General features: G+C 62.7%; 20 protein-coding genes and 1 tRNA gene. 6 read left to right on the forward strand and 15 right to left on the reverse strand.

The annotated features are described in order from the left end of the window. Positions 1-14: 14 nt before the first annotated feature. On the reverse strand, positions 15-848 hold the full coding sequence (locus NA8_RS26240; RefSeq protein WP_063053030.1) for a class I SAM-dependent methyltransferase: 834 nt from the start codon (positions 846-848) through the stop codon (positions 15-17). A 549-nt stretch (positions 849-1,397) separates the two neighbouring features. Between NA8_RS26240 and NA8_RS34090 the strand changes: the two genes are divergently transcribed. Continuing rightward, positions 1,398-1,562 carry a hypothetical protein gene (locus NA8_RS34090; RefSeq protein WP_157106928.1) on the forward strand — a complete coding sequence of 55 codons (165 nt, stop codon included), beginning with the start codon at positions 1,398-1,400 and terminating at the stop codon, positions 1,560-1,562. 260 nt (positions 1,563-1,822) lie between these two features. On the opposite strand, the gene NA8_RS33160 is transcribed toward NA8_RS34090, so the two are convergent. Next, positions 1,823-3,586, reverse strand: coding sequence for an ATP-binding protein (locus NA8_RS33160; protein WP_084467092.1), 1,764 nt, complete (start codon positions 3,584-3,586; stop codon positions 1,823-1,825). A gap of 821 nt (positions 3,587-4,407) precedes the next feature. On the opposite strand from NA8_RS33160, the gene NA8_RS26245 reads away from it, so the two are divergent. Continuing rightward, positions 4,408-4,477 (forward strand) — tRNA-Arg (locus NA8_RS26245). A 242-nt stretch (positions 4,478-4,719) separates the two neighbouring features. On the opposite strand, the gene NA8_RS26250 is transcribed toward NA8_RS26245, so the two are convergent. From NA8_RS26250 to NA8_RS26280, 7 genes are all read right to left on the reverse strand, one after another. Beyond that, a protein-coding gene (locus tag NA8_RS26250; RefSeq protein WP_157106929.1) for an IS3 family transposase occupies positions 4,720-5,993 on the reverse strand; the annotation gives its coding sequence in 2 pieces (ribosomal slippage) (positions 4,720-5,732 and positions 5,732-5,993; 1,275 coding nt in all). Between the two features lie 810 nt (positions 5,994-6,803). After that, positions 6,804-7,235, reverse strand: coding sequence for a hypothetical protein (locus tag NA8_RS35345; protein WP_245664014.1), 432 nt, complete (start codon positions 7,233-7,235; stop codon positions 6,804-6,806). Between the two features lie 141 nt (positions 7,236-7,376). Beyond that, positions 7,377-7,682, reverse strand: a complete 306-nt coding sequence (locus NA8_RS35995) for a DUF6615 family protein (RefSeq protein ID WP_501193538.1) — start codon at positions 7,680-7,682, stop codon at positions 7,377-7,379. A gap of 6 nt (positions 7,683-7,688) precedes the next feature. Next, a complete protein-coding gene (locus NA8_RS26265) occupies positions 7,689-8,051 on the reverse strand; it encodes a hypothetical protein (RefSeq protein ID WP_157106930.1) in 363 nt (120 codons plus the stop codon). 12 nt (positions 8,052-8,063) lie between these two features. Beyond that, positions 8,064-9,491, reverse strand: a complete 1,428-nt coding sequence (locus NA8_RS26270) for an EndoU domain-containing protein (RefSeq protein WP_063053032.1) — start codon at positions 9,489-9,491, stop codon at positions 8,064-8,066. 5 nt (positions 9,492-9,496) lie between these two features. Continuing rightward, positions 9,497-9,793 carry a WXG100 family type VII secretion target gene (locus NA8_RS26275; protein ID WP_063053033.1) on the reverse strand — a complete coding sequence of 99 codons (297 nt, stop codon included), beginning with the start codon at positions 9,791-9,793 and terminating at the stop codon, positions 9,497-9,499. Then, the gene (locus tag NA8_RS26280; RefSeq protein WP_063053034.1) at positions 9,790-10,134 is read right to left on the reverse strand and encodes a WXG100 family type VII secretion target; all 345 of its coding nucleotides are present in this window, start codon (positions 10,132-10,134) and stop codon (positions 9,790-9,792) included. The genes NA8_RS26275 and NA8_RS26280 overlap by 4 nt, the downstream gene beginning before the upstream one ends. A gap of 361 nt (positions 10,135-10,495) precedes the next feature. On the opposite strand from NA8_RS26280, the gene NA8_RS26285 reads away from it, so the two are divergent. Next, positions 10,496-11,434, forward strand: a complete 939-nt coding sequence (locus NA8_RS26285; protein ID WP_063053035.1) for a phosphotransferase — start codon at positions 10,496-10,498, stop codon at positions 11,432-11,434. A gap of 509 nt (positions 11,435-11,943) precedes the next feature. Here the strand turns inward: NA8_RS26285 and NA8_RS26290 are convergent. The 5 genes from NA8_RS26290 to NA8_RS26310 all read right to left on the reverse strand — a co-directional run bounded on the left by NA8_RS26290 (position 11,944) and on the right by NA8_RS26310 (position 14,834). Then, positions 11,944-12,249: a hypothetical protein gene (locus NA8_RS26290; RefSeq protein ID WP_157106932.1), complete on the reverse strand. Its 306-nt coding sequence runs from the start codon at positions 12,247-12,249 to the stop codon at positions 11,944-11,946. 221 nt (positions 12,250-12,470) lie between these two features. Further along, the gene (locus NA8_RS35590; RefSeq protein WP_281199185.1) at positions 12,471-12,605 is read right to left on the reverse strand and encodes a hypothetical protein; all 135 of its coding nucleotides are present in this window, start codon (positions 12,603-12,605) and stop codon (positions 12,471-12,473) included. A 101-nt stretch (positions 12,606-12,706) separates the two neighbouring features. Further along, on the reverse strand, positions 12,707-14,218 hold the full coding sequence (locus tag NA8_RS26300) for a WXG100-like domain-containing protein (protein ID WP_157106933.1): 1,512 nt from the start codon (positions 14,216-14,218) through the stop codon (positions 12,707-12,709). Continuing rightward, entirely contained in the window at positions 14,215-14,517 is a 303-nt protein-coding gene (locus tag NA8_RS26305) for a WXG100 family type VII secretion target (RefSeq protein ID WP_063053039.1), read from the reverse strand. The genes NA8_RS26300 and NA8_RS26305 overlap by 4 nt, the downstream gene beginning before the upstream one ends. Before the next feature lie 2 nt (positions 14,518-14,519). Beyond that, positions 14,520-14,834, reverse strand: coding sequence for a WXG100 family type VII secretion target (locus NA8_RS26310; protein WP_063053040.1), 315 nt, complete (start codon positions 14,832-14,834; stop codon positions 14,520-14,522). Positions 14,835-15,365: 531 nt separating this feature from the next. Here NA8_RS26310 and NA8_RS26315 point away from each other — a divergent pair. After that, positions 15,366-16,451, forward strand: coding sequence for a fatty acid desaturase family protein (locus tag NA8_RS26315; protein ID WP_063053041.1), 1,086 nt, complete (start codon positions 15,366-15,368; stop codon positions 16,449-16,451). A 194-nt stretch (positions 16,452-16,645) separates the two neighbouring features. On the opposite strand, the gene NA8_RS26320 is transcribed toward NA8_RS26315, so the two are convergent. Beyond that, on the reverse strand, positions 16,646-17,869 hold the full coding sequence (locus NA8_RS26320; protein WP_063053042.1) for an FAD-dependent monooxygenase: 1,224 nt from the start codon (positions 17,867-17,869) through the stop codon (positions 16,646-16,648). A 333-nt stretch (positions 17,870-18,202) separates the two neighbouring features. On the opposite strand from NA8_RS26320, the gene NA8_RS26325 reads away from it, so the two are divergent. Together NA8_RS26325 and NA8_RS26330 are read left to right on the forward strand one after the other, a co-directional pair. Then, positions 18,203-18,700: a hypothetical protein gene (locus tag NA8_RS26325; RefSeq protein WP_063053043.1), complete on the forward strand. Its 498-nt coding sequence runs from the start codon at positions 18,203-18,205 to the stop codon at positions 18,698-18,700. Between the two features lie 31 nt (positions 18,701-18,731). After that, the gene (locus NA8_RS26330; RefSeq protein ID WP_063053044.1) at positions 18,732-19,406 is read left to right on the forward strand and encodes an RNA polymerase sigma factor; all 675 of its coding nucleotides are present in this window, start codon (positions 18,732-18,734) and stop codon (positions 19,404-19,406) included. Positions 19,407-19,408 lie beyond the last annotated feature (2 nt).

Below are 19,408 nucleotides of genomic sequence, written 5' to 3' on the forward strand. Positions count from 1 at the left end.
GTTTCGTACGAAACTTACGGTTGCCGGACCCAGCCTTGCGCTACGTCAGCGAGGTTCCACCAAGACACATATTGTTCGTCCGCACTCTCCAGGGACCAGGCCGACGACAACCGATCGAAGAACGCGTCATCACCAGTCTTCCCGCCCTTGGGCTCGCCCATGAACACCAGACGTCGGCCGCCCCGCGATTCGAACAGCTCCAGAGCCTCGGACGCCATCGTGTCGCCCCAGCCCGGCGGCCAGCACAGGAACAGCACCGAGTCCGCATCCAGTTCGGCGGAGAACTCGTCCAGACCACCGACTGGGAACCAGACAGCAGGTTGCCCCGGGGTGTTCGGAAATGACAGATTTGCGGAAATGTCCGGCGGCTCAGAATCGAACGCCTTCACCGTCACGCCCTGGTCCGCCAATAGTCGCGCCCAGTACCCACGACCGGCACCCAGTTCAACCACAGTCCGCCCCGCGCTGAACGCCTTCACCCAGTTCAGCGTCTCTGGAGAGGGGATCGCATAGGCATACGCGGCCTGGAGGATTGTCTGCACGAACCCCAGCCGAACGCTGCCGTTGGCACTCCCGCCGTTGACCACCCTGCGCTCACCATCGGTCCCAACGGCCGGACCGACGATCTCCCAGTACGGATTGCCGAACCCTGTGGCACCACCGGTCATGAAGTGCACGAACCGCAGGTCGAACGCCGCATCACCCTCTGAATTCCCGGTGCCCGACAGCATCGGCGCGGTATCGAGATACTCGGCGACCTTCGGATACTCCTCAGTCAACCGTGGCCCATCTTCGAGCAACGCGGCCAGTTCGGTTCGACGTTCAGGCGTCAGCACGAGACCAGTCATGCCTTCGATTCTCCGGGCTCGCATCGCGTTCCGTAAGTTGTTGCCGAATTTCGCCATACAGCAACAAGAGCGCCCCGGCGGCGCTTCGCGCCGCCGCCGCGCTGCGACGCGCAGCGCGTACTGATGAGGCGTCGTCCGCGGCGCGTCGAGCGCGTCGGCGCCACTCGGCCGCCGGGGCGCACAGAGTTCCTGTCTGGTCACTTCTGCATCAACCGAAGCAGTGCTGGGCACGACGAGAGCCGTACCCGACTTACCTCCCGCAGCCGAGCACAAATCGGCCGGCACTCTGCCCGGTCCACCGGCTGTGGTCCCGCCGAGATCCCCGAATACACGAACGAGGTCACCGCATTCAGCCGACAGAGCTCGCCGGTCACCAGTTCCCCACCGGCCGTGGCGGTCTGACTGATCCGAGGGCTATCACGCCACCAGCGGGCATCAAGAGCGCCTACGGCGTCACTCCGTGATGGCTGGCGCCACTCTTGACACCCACCGGAGCCGCGATCAAGACGCCCTCAGCCAAACCACCCCAACCGGAGAGGAACCCGCGAGATGACCACCAAGCCCACCACCTGCCAGCTCCGCGGATGCGACAACCCCGCCGCCGTCCCGTTCACCTCCAAGTACGGCCCGCAGGACCACGTCATCTGGCACTGCACCCCGTGCAACACCCAGCACCGCCGCAACCTCGAGATACTCGACCGCTACCCGTACTGACCCGGAGGGGGCTTCGGCTCCCTTCTCACGGTTGCCGAACTACTGAGCGTCCTTCGGGCCGCCGCCCTGCTGTGTGGCGGCCTGCATTGTGTTCACGCGCCCCTCCAGCGTCAAGAGCGCCTACGGCGTCACTCCGTGATGGCTAATCGCCACTCTTGACCCCGGAGCCTCTACGCGCGAAAGGCAGGCCGATAAGGGCAGGCGCAGCCAGCCCGCCTTCTTGCGCAGACCACCACCCATCAGGGCCGGACGTTGCTTGTTCAGGGTAATGCGCGCCATCTTGTATTTTTGGACCGCGGCAATCCAATCATGCCCACACGCCCCATATCGCGTAACCTCTGAAGCGCAGCAATTACCTGATGCTGCGGAAGCTTGGTCCGTTTTTCCACTTCAGAACGCGAAAGCTCCTCATCACCCAAGGAGTCTAGTACCTGTTGTTGTACCACTGAGAGGGGTGAAACGCTCTCGTATTCCCCTCCATCGACAGAGGGTTCTTGCCGCTCTTCGATGAGAAGCTCGCCTTGTACCGGATACACTCCAGAAAGCGAGTACGTCGCAGCACCTCGCGTTCCTCTTTGTTCTATGAGCTTTCTGTCGACCAGCTCTTTCAACTCACGACTGGCCGCACGACTATCCTGAATTCCTGTTGCCATGCGGTATGCACTATTCGTCATTGTCGCACCATTTCGCATGATGACGAGCGCAGTCATCTGCGATCGAGTTAGAGGACGATTGTCAAGACTCTGTAGCCAATTCAGCGCCTCTTCATCGAGAAGTGTGTGGTTCGGAAATTCCGCAGTGAAAGACGCGATATCATCGAGGAAGCGAGGCGGCTCCATGCCCGCTTCGGTAAGCGCCATGCGCATTCTGGTGATGCCGCTACCGCGATTTTCGCACACCATGTGCCCGTCGCCATACGGTGTGTCTTCCAGTATTTTCAACAACGCCTTGTTGCGTGACGATGAAACAGTGCTAGTACCCAAGGCATTTACTGAAACGGGACCGTAGAGACCACCTGGATTTCGGATCACTAGCCGGTCGGGATACATTTCAACTTGGACCTGCATGCCACGCGCATGCTCGGAGTAGTCTCGATGAACAAGGGCGTTGACCAGCGCTTCACGGAGAACTTCTTCTGGATACTCCCATTCATCCACGCGATAGATGCCCGTGACAATGCTGCGACGCTTCATGTTCCTCTTCAGGACATAGATGCATTCGCTTACCATAACCGGAATAGGGCCATCTATAGCTCTATTCTCAGTAAATCGTTCACCAACCGAGCCGAGCACTCCTGGCTCACTTGTTGGATACGCCACGAAGGTTAGATCAAGCTGCGGTTCATAACTCTGCGGGTATTCTCCAAACGCTAGGAGCCCTGCAAGAGTTGGTACGATGCGGCCGTCTTTATTTGCCAGGACGTTCAACATGATTAACGCGCGCTCATCGTCGACCTTGCGGAAAATTTCCCCTTTTGTATCCCGAACTCTGCGCAGAAATGAGGACAGAATTTCCGGATTCAGATCCGATATAGAAGCAGCCGAGATCGGAGTAAGGTCATGCCGAAGCTCTGTGCGGTTGGAGAGAAGAACCGATACCTCATAGTCCGTGAACTTTCTGTCACCATCGGCCACACGAATTCGCGACCCCGAATATGGCCCCAAGCTCCTCTTGTAACAAGGTCGCTGATCCCGGGGAAGGGGAGGTATATAGCTTGAGATAACGGCTTTACCGTCAATCAAGACCGTACTGATTTCCGTTCGGATTGGCGGCTCCATATCAGAGCAGACCGCAGCTAATTGCGACTCGATTTGCGCCGGGTTTTCGACTCCTACAATCTGGAAGTCTTTCTTCTCATCAACGCCCAGAATTATCCATCCACCCTGTGCGTTCGAGAGGGCGCTGATACTCTCCCAGATTGTTTGAGGTAAGCCGCGTTGCGATTTCTTAACCTCACATGTGCTGTGGTCTCCGCCAAGGCCCCTACAGTCGTCTAGCAGGGCCTCCAATTCTGCGATGTCCATCTCGCCTCCCGCTCCGCAACTGGTTGGCAGGAGTCTATCTGTAGGGGTCTGTATCGGTCTGTAGCCGGTCTGTAGTGATCTGTAGGGATCTGTAGTGCGTCTGTAGTGATCTGTAGCGTCTGCAGTCAACCTGTGCGCACGGTATGAGGAGCGTATGACCGCCTCGCCGTGCTAACGGCCAGTCAGTGCCCTCACCCCATGTGCGAATCCAGCCTGCCTGCTACCCGCTTGACGCAGCGCAGACCAGCGCCCGTCACAGAGTGGCCGAGCTGGGTACGGTGAGGACCGAAGCAACCGGTAGAAGCTCGGCTCCACAGCCCCTAAGTGCTCTAAGTGAAGCTGCCCACTCCCAGCTTTGGCAGCACCCGCCCCCTAGAGAGGCACACCGTGCTTGAGGAAACGCCCGCTCCAGTGGCCGCCCTCCGAACTAGGCTCCTGTAGAGCTGTACGAGTGCATCTCCCGCACCACTGCACGAATCGGAGTCGATGAAACCTACCTCCAAGCAAAGCAGTTTGCCGAAGCAGCAGCACTTCACGCATCCAGCGGGAAGAACTCCGCCGAAGATCCGGCTATTGAGGGTCTCGCGGTAGCTATCCAACAGCTGAGCAAAGCCGTCGCTGAGCGAGCGTCGCAGATGCATCGCGACCAGTAGCGCGATCAACGCGAAGCGGCGGACCGGAACACGTCCGCATCCGCCATTCGCAACCTCGGTACGCAGTGAGTACGCAGCAAGGGCACATCGTGCCGTCAAGCACCAACACAACAAGCGAAGTTCGCGCGGTTCACGCCATCAAGGCCAACGATGCCAACCACTACCGAAGCCGACAAGACGGGCATGAACCGCTCTCCTAAAGCGGGTGTCGCAGGTTCGAATCCTGCCGAGGGCACCAATAACATGGGCAACTTTTTCAGTTGTTGCCCTATCTGTGACGGGCCGTGTGCTGGTTTGGTTTGATGCTGGCGGCGGTTCGGCGGCGGGTTCCGGGGGTGCGATAGCGGTCAGCGCGGCGGTGGCTTGTGCGGCGGCGGGGAGTGTTTCCGTGGTCAGTGTGGCGTGGATGGTGGCGCGTTTGGTGTTGTGGTCGTAGATGAACCGCCCCGGCTTTCCTGCCGGTGTTTTACGAGCCGGTAGTCACTCGGCCCATCGGTCTGTGTCAGCGTAGTGCGCTGCCTCGTGCTCGGTCGGTGAGATCATGCCCAGACTCGAATGCAAGCGCCGGTTGTTGTACCACTCGACCCATGCCGCGGTCGCGTACTCGACATCGGCGATCGTCTTCCACGGACCGTCGTGGAACACCGCCGTGCGGATGCATTCGGCCTTGTAGAGGCCGTTTATGGTCTCCATCAGGGCGTTGTCGTAGGCGTCGCCGACGCTGCCGATCGATGGGCTGATGCCCTCGATCCGCAGATGCTCGGTGAAGCGGATACTGGTGTATTGAGACCCCGCATCGGAATGGCATGTCAACCGACCTCTTTCGACCGGATTACCTTCATGGCCGCGGCGCCACAGCGCCATCCGTAACGGCACATCGACCAGCTCGACGTCCCGTTTGATCGAGGCACGCCAGCCCACGATCTTCTGGGAGAAGCAGTCCACAATGAACGCGACATACGAAAACGACTGATACGTCCGCACATACGTGAAATCTGTCACCCACTTCCGGTCCGGCGCGACCGCGGTGAAGTCCCGGTCAAGTAGATCAGGTGCTCTGGTGTCGGCCGGGTTCGAGATCGTGGTCCTGGCTCGTTTACCACGCACGACACCGGTCAAGCCGAGCGAGCGCATGGCTCGGTCGACGGCCCCGAACCCGGCGTCGGGGAACAGGGTCCGGCGGATGAGCGCCAGCATCTTGCGCCGGCCATAGAGCCCTTCCGGGGTCAGCACACGCTGCCCGGCGGCGTTGGTGGTGAACGCCAGGGTCCGGATCGCGTCCTGGATCAGGGCGTCGGTCACGGTCCTGGCCGCCGGCCTGTTCCCGGGTCCAGCCGGGGCACACCAGGCCCGCAAGGTTCGTGCCGCGATCTTGAGCCCAGCGGTGCTGAGGGCGATCAAGATCGACTCGACGGCGTGACCAGCAGCGCGCATCTGGTCGGTGAATGCCACGATCAGCGGTTTCGGGGGTCGAGTTCCCCCACGAAGAAAATTGTCGCCGATTTCAGAATGTCGTTGACCTCACGCAGCCGCTTGTTCTCCGCCCGCAACCGGCGCAACTCGTCGCGTTCGTCGCTGGTCACACCCGGCACCTGGCCCGCGTCGATCTCTTCCTGCATCACCCAGCGCCGCACCGATTCCCGGGACACGCCGAGGGACTCGGCGACCTGGACATGCACGGCACGCTCGGTCGAGTACTCCGAGCGGTGCTCCCGCACAAGCCTGACGGCCTGGCTCCGAAGCACTGGGTCGATCTTTTTTGGGCATGGCCCATATCCTTCCTGCTACCCCATAACGGGGCGGCAGAAAAGCGGGGGCGGTTCAGTCTGAGCCCTGTTCGACGACTTAGTCACGCTCTTCTCCAAGCGCCGCAGTCCGGCGGCGGCGCGAGGTCCGGTAGGGCCGATGACCCGCAGCCAGGACACCGACCAAGCACGCACTCAAATCCGCTCGTTGATCCGAATCACAATCTTCCACCAAGGACTTCGCCGTGCGCACGATCACTATTACACGAACGGCCCTCGTCAGGACGACAACGCAAGGCACCAAGGCCATGAGCGAGGTAGGTCCGAGCGCGGACATGCCACATCCTCCGTGCTGTCCGGCTCAGCAGTCAGAGGCAGGTACATGGATCCTGCGCAACACAATCGGCTTCTCTGCACAGGTGTGGAGCGTAAGCATCCTTGAGACTCGTTGCAGGACATGCCGGAGACCCACAACATCGAGCCGCGCCCCCGTGCTGGGCACCACCAGAATATAGCCGATCGATGCGGATCCACGACCCCGCAGGATGCCGACCGCGGGTCGTCGCCGTTCGCATGTTAGACCACGCTTCGCCCAGACCATCAGCTAAAGCCGCCTGACCGACTCCGGCAGGGCATACGATCTGTCAGGCGGGATACGTACCCAAGATCACCAAGCGTTTTCCAGTTGCGCATATGTTGTGTGTTCTGCCGATTACCGGCACCTGCGACGCTCGATGAAACATGCACCCGACATTTGTCGAGGTCATGACCTTCGGGAAGATCGAAGCCCGGGGCTTTCGGCTGGCTACCCGCTGCTGCTCACTCGTATTGCGGCACTCGCACCACGACGATGCCTGCGACGTTGTCGGGCAGGTTCGATATCACGCGGTCCTCGTTGAAGTCGCCCGTGGTGATCTCAAGGACGTAGCCGGGCGGAGCGTGCCGCAGAGGGTTGAGCGTGTGCTCGAAGTACCTTAGACCCCAGTGCCCCGTGTCGTCGGGGACGTCGCAGAAGACCGGGCCAAGCTGTTCATGACCGCCATAGTGCTCGCTTTTGACACTCGTCGATACTGCGCTGAACTGCTCGGAGCGAGCTCTCAACACCCGGTCGATCATCGAACGGGCGACTGCTCGTGTGCCGTCCTGCCGATTCTGTAGGAAGTCCGAGAGTTCCGGTGCGAGCTGCTTCTTGAGCGCCGGTATCAGCGGTGGGCTCGCCGGGGGCCGTGTCCACATGTCCTCCAGTGCCACAGACCGCCCATAGGTCGACGCAGCGTCACTCACAAGCAGTTCGTCTGCAAGCAGGGCAGGCATCAGGGAGTAGTGCGCTTGACGCAATGGACACAGCGCCCGCTCCGGTGAACGTCCGGGCAGCGCTCCCACCTCCGGTAGTCACCTGTCCCGAGGTAAAGCGCATATACAGGCAGGAGGCCCAGCGCCGCAGCAGCGGAACGAAGCACCTCGCGTTGCGAGCGCGCCAGCGTCCGCGCCGTCCACCCACCACCAGACCCAGTCGGCACCACTGAGAACTTCGGCTCGCTGGGTAAACGGAACGACGGTAACTGCCCGGGAGGTGTGGGCTGTCACGATCTCAGTAATTGTCGTCTCGCTCCACCGCAGGCCCGTCCGCTCGCACGCAGCCATATGCCGAACGGCCTGGACGCGAGCCCATCTGAACGCATTCTCGACCGAGAACACAAGGATCTACGCGGTGACCACGTTAAGCTCCGAGAGCACGCCTTGGGGATCGTTGAGATAGCGGTATCCCTCCACTGGGAGATTGAACTGGCCGAGCACGTTCGCCACGGCATCGCGTTCCGCTTCAGTGACCGGGATCCGGCGCTTGATCAGACTGGCGCACAGCACGTCGACGAGCATCGCCCACTCGCCCACGTCGCTATAGGTCCGGTAGCTTTCGACCAGGTCCGAAGGCAGACGGTCGGCGACGCTCTCGAGAAGGTCTCGCGAGTCCTTGCTCATCTTGTTGAGCCGACGGTTACGGGCTTCGATAGCTTGCGGATCCCGCTGACGCTTTCGCGCTTCTCGTGCCGCCCTGTCCGAATTCATCGCTCTCCTAGCCTATTTGATCGGGTCACCATTCGCGTCGTTCCTGACTACACCCTCGCCACCGACGGGGTAACCGGTCACGACTGAGCCGTCAGGAGCGACGATGACTTCGATTTGGACGCCGTTGCGGGTGCCGTTCACTTTCCAGTTGCCGTTGTCCTGGAGAACTGGCGGCTGGTCCGGGTTCTTCGCGACGTCGACTATTCGGTCGATGATCTTGTCGTCTTCCCAGTCATCGGTGTCGGGGAACTCGGTCTTGTTAGGCATTCCAGTCCCGGGCGCGTGCCCACCACCGTTGATGTCGTCACTCCCGTCGCCGTCGAGGATATGGATCCGTCGTTTCTGAGAAATAGTAATCTTCGCCGGGTCGGGCTTCGCCCCCTCCACCTTGTCCCACTGGTTCCCGCCACCGCCACCATCGGTCAGCTTGACCGTCATTGCCGCGATACCCTCGAGGGCGGCTTTGGTGCCGCCCTGAGAGAGGTCGGGGATGGCCGAGAACACACCCGAGCCGGCAGAACCCACGGAAGTGACCGCCTCGTAGATGTGGATGAGGTCACTGGCATGAACAGCAGTGCGGATAACCGCTGCCGTCGCCGTGACGACTTCTGTGGTCACCGCAGCGCCACCGGCGGCGGCAGGCCCAGCGGCTACACCGCCTGTTACGACGGCTAGGACCCCGACGACCGCGATTGTGACGGCTATCGATGCGGCGAGCTCCTTGTTGGCGTCGGAGACGGCTTTCTGGATGTCGGAGCGCATTTTGTCGAGAGCGTCGTAGTGTCCCTGGACCGGTCCGTATAACGCTTTCGCGGCCTGAGCCAACAGTTCCGCGGCTTTCTGCAGCGTGGACAGTTTCTCTTCGATCGCAATGATGTTCGGGTCGGTGCTGTCTGCGAACTTGGCATTGATGCCCTTGATCCGCTCTGCGGCCCCGGTGATGTTCGTGTGCTCGGAGAACGTTTTCCACGTCTCCGCGGCAGTGTGCAACTTGGTGACGTCCCCGTTGGGGATCTTGCCGACCTTCTCCAGTAATCCCGTGATCGGGCTGTCGATTCCGGATCCGTTGTCTCCCTTGGCGGTAGCGGGAAGATCCATCCCGGTGTCGTACAGCAGTTCGGACTCTGTTGGACGTGTCGGTTCGGTGCCGCTGGCGGTGGAGCGGTTAGCCTGCCACCAGTTGTAGCCGGTCGCGGCAAGCACATCACCGTAGCGCTGCAGTGCGTTCGCCAGGGCCGCTGTCAGTTCGACTATATCGCCGGCGTACTGGTCGTAGGCGGTGATCCATGCCTGGCACTTCTCGTGGTTGCCTGCCATTCCGCCGCACTCGTGGACCAACGTGGACAGCAATGGGCCCAACGCGAGAGAGATGTCGCTGGCGAGAAGCTGGCATTTCTTGGCCGCATCGAAGTAGATGCCGGAATCGATGGTCCATCCCATGGGCGTTATCCGCCGTTGAGCATCTGCTTGTTGACCTCGGCAGCGTTGATGTACTTCGTGTGTGCCTTGCGGGCGGCGTCGCTCATGTCGCGGACACCCTCCGCGAACTCCCGTGCGGCTGCGACCCATTTCGTATGCGCTTCGAAATAGGCCCCGCCTGCGATACTTTCCCAACCGGTACCGGTGAGTCCTGCTACCTTGTCGTCGATGTCGTCGAGGTGATTACTGATGAATCCGGCCAGGCCGGACAACCTGGCGACGATCTGGTCCAGTTGGTCGACATCGACGGTGAACTCGCTCATGGAAGCTCCAGGCTGGATGCCGTGGTGTTCAACGCTGATGCGTTGGTGCAGTCGCGCCTTTCGTAGGTTTGGGCGGAAACACCAAGCTTTTCGGCCATCTCCCTCAACGCCGTGATGATCTGACCTCCCCCATCGCGGACCTCGGACCACCCTGCGCAGAAGTCGGTCGCTGCGCCGCCAGACCAGCCCCCGTCGAGCAAAACCGCGACGTCCTGAGCTACGGACCGCAGGGCGGACTGCAAGGATTCCGCTAGCTCGTAGGTGTATTGCCCAACCTCTCTAACCTCCTCTGGCACAACCGAAATGCTTGCGCCGGAGGCTGAAGCTCCCCCATCAGTCATGGCAGGACCGTAGCGATCACCTCCAGGGGTGTCAATCCCGCTGCGTGATGCAACGCAAAACCCCGTCCGACACCGCTCGCTCAACCACACAGTGTCGTACTGATTAGTCCCTCAGGTGGGATACGTACCCGTGTGGCGCATTCGGAGGCGACCTACCTGCTACTCATCGAGGGCAGCTGCTGGGCGTACATGGAGTTACCCATGTACTCACGAGTCAATTGTCGCCCGTCGGGACCAAGCTGCCTCTGCCAGTGTTCAGGGCGAGCGCCCCTCGCGAAACCGGCGGGCCCCGGACATTGTCTAGGCGCCTGCCTCGAATAAATGACTGGAGGTCCGCGGCGCTCCAACCGATGATCGTGCAATGTCCGGTAGTGAAGGCACCGCGAGTCGGATCGAGTGGCATAAGTTGCCGGAGCCGGTACGTACCGGGATCGAGGTCCGCCTCGGCGCGCCGGTGCGGTCGGCGGTCACGCAGACGGGCGGGTACAGCCACGGCGCGGCCGTGCGGCTGCTGTTGAACGACGGCCGCAGAGCGTTCGCCAAGGTGATCAACTGTGATGACAAACTGTGCGGGATGTACCAGACCGAGGCACGCACCGCAGCGCGGCTACCGCCCACGGTCCCGACACCGGCGGTCCAGTTCACCGCCGAGCTCGCCGGGTGGTTCGTCATGGTGTTCGACGACGTCGCGGGCTGCCATCCGCGTCTCGATAAGCCGGCCGAGCTGGATGCGGTGCTCACGGCGGTGGAGCAGTTGGCGAACGTGCTGACGCCCAGCCCGATCCGCGATGTGCCTGCGATGGCCGACAGCTACGGGCCGGAGCTGAACTGCTGGCGGCACTTCGCCGAGCACGGGCCGCCCGTCGACTTGGACAGTTGGTCGCTGCGCAATCTGGATCGGCTGGCCGAGTTGGAATCGACCTGGCCCGAAGCCACCGACGGCACAACCCTGCTGCATACAGATCTGCGGCCGGACAACATGCTCCTTCGTCCCGACGGCACAGTCGTGGTGATCGACTGGGCCTGGCCCTGCGTCGGCGCCGCCTGGCTCGAACTCGTGTCGCTGGCACCCTCGATCGCCGCCAGCGGGATCGACCCCGACCCGATCCTTGCGGCCCATCCGCTGACCCGCACAACCGACTCCGCCGCCGTCGATGCCTTTCTCTGTGCACTGGTCGGCTACTGGGTGCACAACAGCCGGATGCCCCCACCTCCACATTCGCCGAAACTGCGCCGTCACCAAGCATGTTCGGCGCAAGTGTCGGGAGAATGGCTGCGTCGACGACTTGCATGGCCGTAGCCGCCACACGACTTTATCGGTGATGATTCTCTGATTCGGGTTGTGTTCGGCCTACAGTTGGTAGTCGACTTCGATCACCAGCCGACCATCCGAAAACCGCAGGTCGTCCCCGTTCCCATGTTCGATGTGCCCCGCCGTGGGCACGACGTACATGGGAACGGTGAACCGATCCGTGCGGACGCACCGCAAATTGTCAGACCGGATACGCACCCACTATGACCAGGCGTTTTACAGTTGCCCATGTTCTGCGTGTCCTGCCGAGTACCGGTACCTGCGACTCTCTATGAAATCGCTACCGCCACAACTAAATTGATCGGCATGATCACCACAACTTCGACCCTTCTCGACTTCCTGCCCGCTGCCTCCAGAAACCCTGGCAGGACTTCCCCGAAGGTCAGACTTGTTCGGGTGTGATTACGCCGGGCGTGACTTTGCCTGCCTCTCTAGCCGCGAGGATAACCTGCGACGCTATCGGTAGGGGCATCAGTCGGTAGCGCAGCGTCTGGCTTTCAGCTGGTCCAGCCTCCGTAGAGGTTGCGGCGTTCGAAGAAGGCGTCGTCGGCTTCCTGCGCAGCCGCTTCGTCCAGCGGTCGGCGCTGTTGGCTAGTCCTCGCCTCCGGAGCCAGGAGTAGCTTCGCCTGGTCGAGAAGACGCGGGTCGGCCTTCTGCAGAAGTCGTTCGATCTTGGACTTGATGTCGGAGCGGGCTTTGCTGTGGCAATCACGCACAGCGCCCGCAAGCTGGCTGCTGGTCCATTTCATCGCCGCCGGCGCGATTTGCAAGCTGCTGATCTCACCGCTGGCATCGACTTCCATGAGGACTCCGCGGACTTCGCCGTGCCCGCGGAGTTCGGCTGCTTTCTCGGTCAATCGCTCGCCGTGGCGGCGGATCTCGGTGAGCTGTTGTTGAAGCTGCTACTCCCATTGCTCCATGTTGGTCATGAGCAGTCCACCTCCCAAGTGAGTGTGTGCTGTGACTGTCGCCACGGCGTGTAGAAGCTCGCCGCCTGGGGCGGCATCCTCACACGCGGGTCAGGTCAGCTCACACTCATACCGCGTTCCGGCCATGCGTTGGACTCGCTGTACACGGAGTTGATCTTCCTGGACGCCTTGAGGAAGGTGTAGTCGACGTCGCCGTCGACCGGCTGGGCTGTCCGAGAAGCTTTGTCCATGGCCAGTTTCCTTGTCAAAGTCCCCGGGTCATCACCGAACTCGTACACGACGACTTCTGGACTCTCGGACTCTTTGGCGAAGTACACGATTGCTGCCATGCTCACCATCCACTTTCGAAATCTTCGCGCTTGTTCAACGGGACCTGGTTCTGCCAATTGAAGGACTCGTTCGCCACCCGGTGAGCATCCTGATACGTGACGCCCGGGTTCGCTCGCAGATAATTCAACTCGGCAAGCTCGTGCTCGAGCAATACGTGGTCCTCAGGCAGGGCGTTCCCGGAGCGCAGCCGAATCCACGCGTCCGCGATTTCAGGATCGGGATCGAACTTTCGGACCACGACTTGACCGGTCTCGTAGTCCAGAATCGGGTGTTCGGTGTCGAACAGATGCTTCTTGATCGCGGCGATCTCGGCCTCGGAGAATCCTGTTGCGCCGTTGGCGCGAGCGAGATCATCGGTGTTGCGGCTGATCGCGGAGATGTCGCGCGGGTCCTGGGTGAAGTTGTCATAGGCATCCTGGGCCCACTTCGTTTGCGCGGGATCATCCAGCATGTTCGCCGGCCGACGCCGCCCGCCGCTCAGCCATTCATCGGCGGTTCCCCTTCCAGGGGTCGCCCCGCGGGCCTCGCGTGTCCACAGCTTCGCCTTCGCGACGTCGACCCATTTGCCGACCTTGTCCAGTAGCGGTTTCAGTGCCGCAGTGACTGGCCTGACAGCGCGCGTCACTATCTCGGTAACCCTGGTGCCCAACTCGCCGATGATGGTGGCGATGCGACGAGCACGCACCGCAATACGACCAGCAAGCGCGGTGTTGCCCACCCATTCCGAAACCGTAGCGGTGAACGGCGCCAACACGGCAAAGACGGCCTCAGCAGCCGCGGTTTCGATCAGGAAGTCTTTCACCTCCTCGAGAATCTTATGGTGGGCCTCGTCGAGGTGATGGGCGTACTCGCCACAGGAGTTCCCCAGCGTTTGGCACGCATCAGCCAATGCGTTGAGATCATTCTGACGTTCCTGGCAGGTGCCGACCGCGATCCCGATCTCCGGCGACTGCTGGTTTGTCAGCAGCTCGACTGCTCGGGGTACCTGAGCAGCCGCGGTGCGGTAGTCGGCCGAGGCGGTGTGCCATGCGGTTTTGGCGGCGTCGAGTTGGTCTTGGTGACCGTTGGGCCAGCCGAAACCGACAAGGTCCTCGAGGATTGACCACCCAAATGGCTCGGGGATCCCGTCGCCAGCCGCCGACGGCGCGTCTTCGGCCAGACAGGGCGCGATCGACAGCTGCGGAGGCGCAGGTGAGGAAGGGTTACGCGTATCGGAACCGGTCTCCGCGAGCCGGTGGTTATGTGCTCCGACAACGATCAAATCCCTGGTTTGACCACACGCTGTCGCCAGCTTCGATGACGATGAGATCGCCAGCTGGGCGGCCTCATCGTAGGCACTGGCCCATTGACCACCGACACTGTCGCTACCAGCCATCCCCGCATACGTGCTCAACACGGTGATCAGCGCCGCGTGGGTTGTCACCGTGTCAGCCGACATCTGGCCGAACACCTCACCCGCGGAGGAGTATTCACCGGCGCGGTGAACGATGACCGGGACGGTCGGAGCCGTCACTGCGGCCACATCCTGTAATTGGTCTCCGCGGCTCCCATGTAATTCGTATGTGCCCGACGCGCCACCTCACGTAGCTCATCGAGGTTGTCCCGCATCTCGCCGACGCCGACCATCCACCGGTCGTGTGCCACACGCTGCGCCTCCGCGGCTTGGCTCGACCACGACAAATGCAGATCGGCGACGTGCTGATCCACCTCACGCAGCCAACCTTCGACCTCGGCACCGAACTTCGCCATGGTCGCGATGGCGTCATCGAGCTGCGCCAAATTCACACGGTAGCTGTAGTCGTCGTCGGCCACGGCTACACCTGATTTCCGATCCCGGTAAGACCGTCGGCGTTGGTGCCATCGCGAAACTCGTAGCGGTTGGCCGCGTCGGCGAGGTTCGTTGCCGACGTCTCCAACGCCGCGATGATCTGATCCGCCCCGCGCTCCCATTCCACCCAGGACTCGTCATATGCCGAAGCCGCCCGGCCCTGCCAACCGTCGGTCAACAGCTCGCTGCCGATCGTTTCATCAAGGCGCTCGAGTCGCTCTCGGATGGTCTGGGCTTTGGCGGCGATGAACCGCGAGGACGCGCGAAGCTGGTCGACGCGAACCTGTAGTTCACCGGCCACTGCGACTCCCCTCTGGTCCTGCTCGCCGATCGCATCAAACTATAAGTGAGTATTCGAAACTAGAATCCGCAACCACGACGTAGGAGTTCCGCAGGTCTGCGGCGTCTGCGTCACCGTCCAGCAACCGGCTGCATGAGATCCGCGACAGCGGTTCAGTCTCCGGCGACCACTCGCAACGACACGAGCGCGTTGAGGACCACGGTGGGTCTATCGTCCGGGCGGCTGGGAAGGGCGGGACAGCGACACCACCGCCGACCGATAACGTCACGATCGCTCGATCAGCGGCCTGGACGGACGTCCGGACCGGCGACCCGGATGTGTTGCCCGATATCCGGTCAGCCGCCCTCGTCCTCGGTGGGCCTCGAATATCACACCGCAGACCGATTCCAAGTCATACCAGAGGGTTACAAGTAACGAGAATTCGGCCGATAGCTTCGAGGTATCGAAATCGGCGCCCCACTCCGAGACGACCGGTCGACATCGTCGACGCACGGAGGTGGGCGTCTGGCGACTCAACTCTCAGGAAGATCTATGACGACATCTGCCTTGGTCCCCGAGTCATCTCCACGGTCACCGCGGCGCGGCGCCGACGGTGACTACGCCCGTCTGATGCGCCGGATCTCCGACGCGGGGCTGATGGACCGGCGTCCCGTCTACTACGCCGTCCGGCTCGGTCTCGTCGGGGTCGCGTTCGCAGCCGGCTGGGCGGCGTTCGTCCTCATCGGCGATTCGTGGTGGACGCTGCTGGTCGCGGGGTTCATGGCCGTGACGTTCGCTCAAATCGCCCTCGTCATGCACGATGTCGCGCATCGTCAAGTCTTCCGGCTACGGCAGCCGACGGAGCTCGTGGGACGACTCGTCGGCAACGCCGGCATCGGCCTGGGCTACGGCTGGTGGCAGGACAAGCACACCCGGCATCACGCCAACCCGAACCACGAGGAACTCGACCCCGATGTCGCGCCCGACATCCTGGTCTGGTCACAACAGCAAGCACGGTCCAGCCGCGGTCTGCCTCGTCTCATCGGGAGGGCGCAGGCGTTCCTCTTCTTCCCGTTCCTGTTGCTGGAGGGTCTGAACCTCCATGTGGCGGGTGTACGTGCGCTCAGGAATCGATCGGTCAAACACCGCGGACTGGAGGGCGCACTGCTGTTCGGCCACTTCGCCACCTACCTGGCCGCGCTGTTCGCCGTTCTGCCCGCCGACAAAGCCTTCGCGTTCCTCGCTGTCCACCAGGGCCTCTTCGGCCTGTACATGGGCTGCATCTTCGCCCCGAACCACAAGGGCATGCCGACATTGACCGGCGACGACCGCCCCGACTATCTCCGCCGCCAGGTGCTGACCTCCCGCAACGTGCGGGGTGGCGCGTTGACCGACCTCGCCCTCGGCGGGCTCAACTATCAGATCGAGCACCATTTGTTCCCGAGCATGCCGACGCCGAACCTGCGTCACGCCCAGGTGATCGTCCGCGACTACTGCACCGAAATCGGCGTGCCCTACCACGAAACCGGGCTGATCTCCTCTTATCGAGAGGCGCTGAGACACTTGCACCACGTCGGCGCACCCCTGCGCACACCCGATCGACACCCGGGTGCCGAAGTGCCACAGGGCAATCGATGAGCGCGAGCTCGACATCACGACGTCCCTGACGCACGGCAGGTGCTCTACACCGCCGTCTGACGAAAATCGCAACGCCCGTTGATCTTCGGATAACTACGCTGACCAGTGCAGATCCGCGCGATACGCGGCCTCAGCGGATGTAGTCCGGCGGTGGCCTACCGAAGCGTCGTCCCTCTCGACACCTTATGTCACGCCTACGGCTTGGCCGACGAGGTGATCGGCGGTCCGGCCGGGGCCCCGGAGTCCGGCACCCCCGCGTAGTCGGGCAGCTCGACGCCGTTGATCGCGCGCTCGATCAGCTCGGTGAACCATTCGCCGGCGAAATCGGGACTCGGCTCGGCGTCCTGCCCGGGGACGGCGAGGCTACGCGCGTGCAACCGGCCGATCTCCTGGTTGGCCTCGACGAACGAGCGCATCCGCCGCTCGTAGCCGGCGAACCCGGCCTCCGGGTCCCACCCGGCGGCGGCCAACTCTCCGGCCAGCAAGTAGGCGCCGACCAAGGCCAGCCCGGTGCCCTGCCCAGACATCGGCGACGAGCTGAACGCCGCGTCCCCGAGCAGCCCCACCCGTCCGCTCGACCAGCGATCCATCACCACCTGGGCGACCTGGTCGAGGTAGAAGTCCGGGGTGTCGTCCAGATGCGCGAGAATGCGCGGAGTCAACCAACCCATCCCGGCCATCCGCTCGCGCAGCAGGCGCTTCTGGGCCGCGACGTCGCGGTAGTCGACGTCGAAGTCCCCCGAGTGGAAGGAAAACATGGCCATCGCCCGGGTGGCGTCGGGGATCGGCCGCAGGCCCGCGGAGCGCCCGGACTCCTGGTAGTCGATCAGCCAGCGGTCCAGCCCGAACTCGTTGGGCACGCTGTAGAAGGCCAGCACGAGCCCGAGATGGCGGACGAACCGCTCGCGCGGCCCGAAGACCATCGCGCGCAGCGCCGAGTGCAGCCCGTCCGCCCCGATCACCAGGTCGAAGCGCCGCCGGTCACCGCCCGCGAAGGCCACGTCGACCCCGTCCGCGTCCTGAGTGAGTTCGGCGATCCGGTCGCCGAAGATGTACTCGACACCGTAGCGGGTGTCGTCGTAGAGCACCCGGGACAGGTCGCCGCGCAGGATCTCGATCTCCGCGATGTACCCGTCGCCGCCGTGGTCGGCGGCGCGGAAGGTTTCCAGCACGTTCCCGTCCACGTCCACGGTGTGTGCGCCGGCGGTCTCGGTGCAGGCCGCGCGCACCGATGCGTCCAATCCCATCCGCCGGATGACCTCCTTGGTCACCCCGCGCGCGTCCACCGCCTGCCCACCGGGACGAAGCTCGGGGGCCCGCTCCACCACGGTCACCTCGGCTCCCCATCGGCGCAACCAGTGGGCCAGCGCGGGCCCCGCGATGCTCGCCCCCGCCACCAACACCTTGGTGCCGGTCACTGCGCCACCTGCTCAACCGTCCGGATCATTTGCCGCTGGGTAGGGTCGTCGACGCTCATCATTGCCTCCGTGTGTTTCTGCGCTCGACGGTCCCGGCGCAGGCTCACCGCTGTCGGTGTATCCAGCGGTATAGACGACCGATCCATACGGAATTCATCGGTGCGGCCGAGATCGTGTCCACGCTCCCGCGAACACCCTGAACTCGACATGAGGGAGTCTGATCCTTGTGGCGCCGCGCGGCTGCCGCAAGCGGCTTCGGGTACGGACCCAACGTTTCGTGACCCACGGCGGTTGATCCCTACGAACACCCAGTTCGATAAGGAGGAATCCACCATGATGCAGAGCCCCACCGCCCCTGACGACTTCGCCCATTCACACCCGGTGCCGCCGCCAAGCGGCGGGACCGCCATCACGGCCGGGGTGCTCGCCTGCCTCGGCGGTACGCACCGGCTGCTGAGTATTCTTGTGCTCATCGCCGGGATAGTGATGTTGAGCGACCTCGACGCGGAGGGCGAAACCAACGGGGCACGAGTGCTTTTCGCGATCTCGATCCCGGTCTTCTTGCTCGCCGGTTCGCTGTTGCTCGCCGGGGGCATCCAGATGTTTCGCAAGCATGCCTCGGCCCGTCGGCTGATCGTCATCGGCTGTGTGGTCGACATCGCCTACAGCATCATCGAGACAGTGGTCGTGCTTGCCGTTGCCGGAGCCTCCGATGACTACGGTGTGATCGGCAGTCCGCTGTTCGCCATATTCGTGACCGTGTTCCCGATCGCCACGATCATCCTGACTTTGGCGACATCGACCACGCGGTGGCTCGAGTATCGGGCATAGGATACCGAGAGACGACAGGGGGCCAGACCACATGAACGCGCCACTCGATCCCGCCCAGGCCCGCGATGTTTCCTTTGCCGCCCTGCTGCGTGTGGTGTTGCACGAATGTGCGCAGGCTCCACTCACGCTGCTCACCGCCGATACCGAATCGGCCGTCATCCGGATCGCCCGCGGTGGTGAGCGGCGGGAGCAGGCATTCGCCGAAATGCTGGTGGAGGCGTACGAGTCGGCGAGCGAGATGCTGCTGGCCCGCATCACCAAATCGACGCGCAGCCGCGCCGACGCCGACGATATAGTGCAGACCGCGTTCATGCGGGTGTACGCGCGCTGGCCGGACCACATCACCGACGTCGAAGGGCTCCGGAAGTACCTGTGGACCACGGCGGAAAACCTGGCGAAGGATGCCATGGTCCGGACCGCGAAGGACCGGGAACGGCTGGATTCCGATGGGCACGAACGCCTCTCTACTCTCGCGGACCAGGCCGGGCTGCCGTTCGACGACATGATCGCCCTGCGGGACGTGCTGATCCGGCTCTTGGACACACTGCCGCCGAGGGAACGCCAGGCGGTCATCATCTACACCTACGAGGGAAACACCTACAAAGAGACCGCTCGGGTCATGGGCGTGGCGGAGGGCACCGTCAAGGGATACGTCCACGACGGACTGTTGCGGGTCCGAAAATGCCTCGAAGAGCAGGTCGCTTGATC

The organism is Nocardia arthritidis NBRC 100137, assembly GCF_001612765.1.
GTDB lineage: Bacteria > Actinomycetota > Actinomycetes > Mycobacteriales > Mycobacteriaceae > Nocardia > Nocardia arthritidis.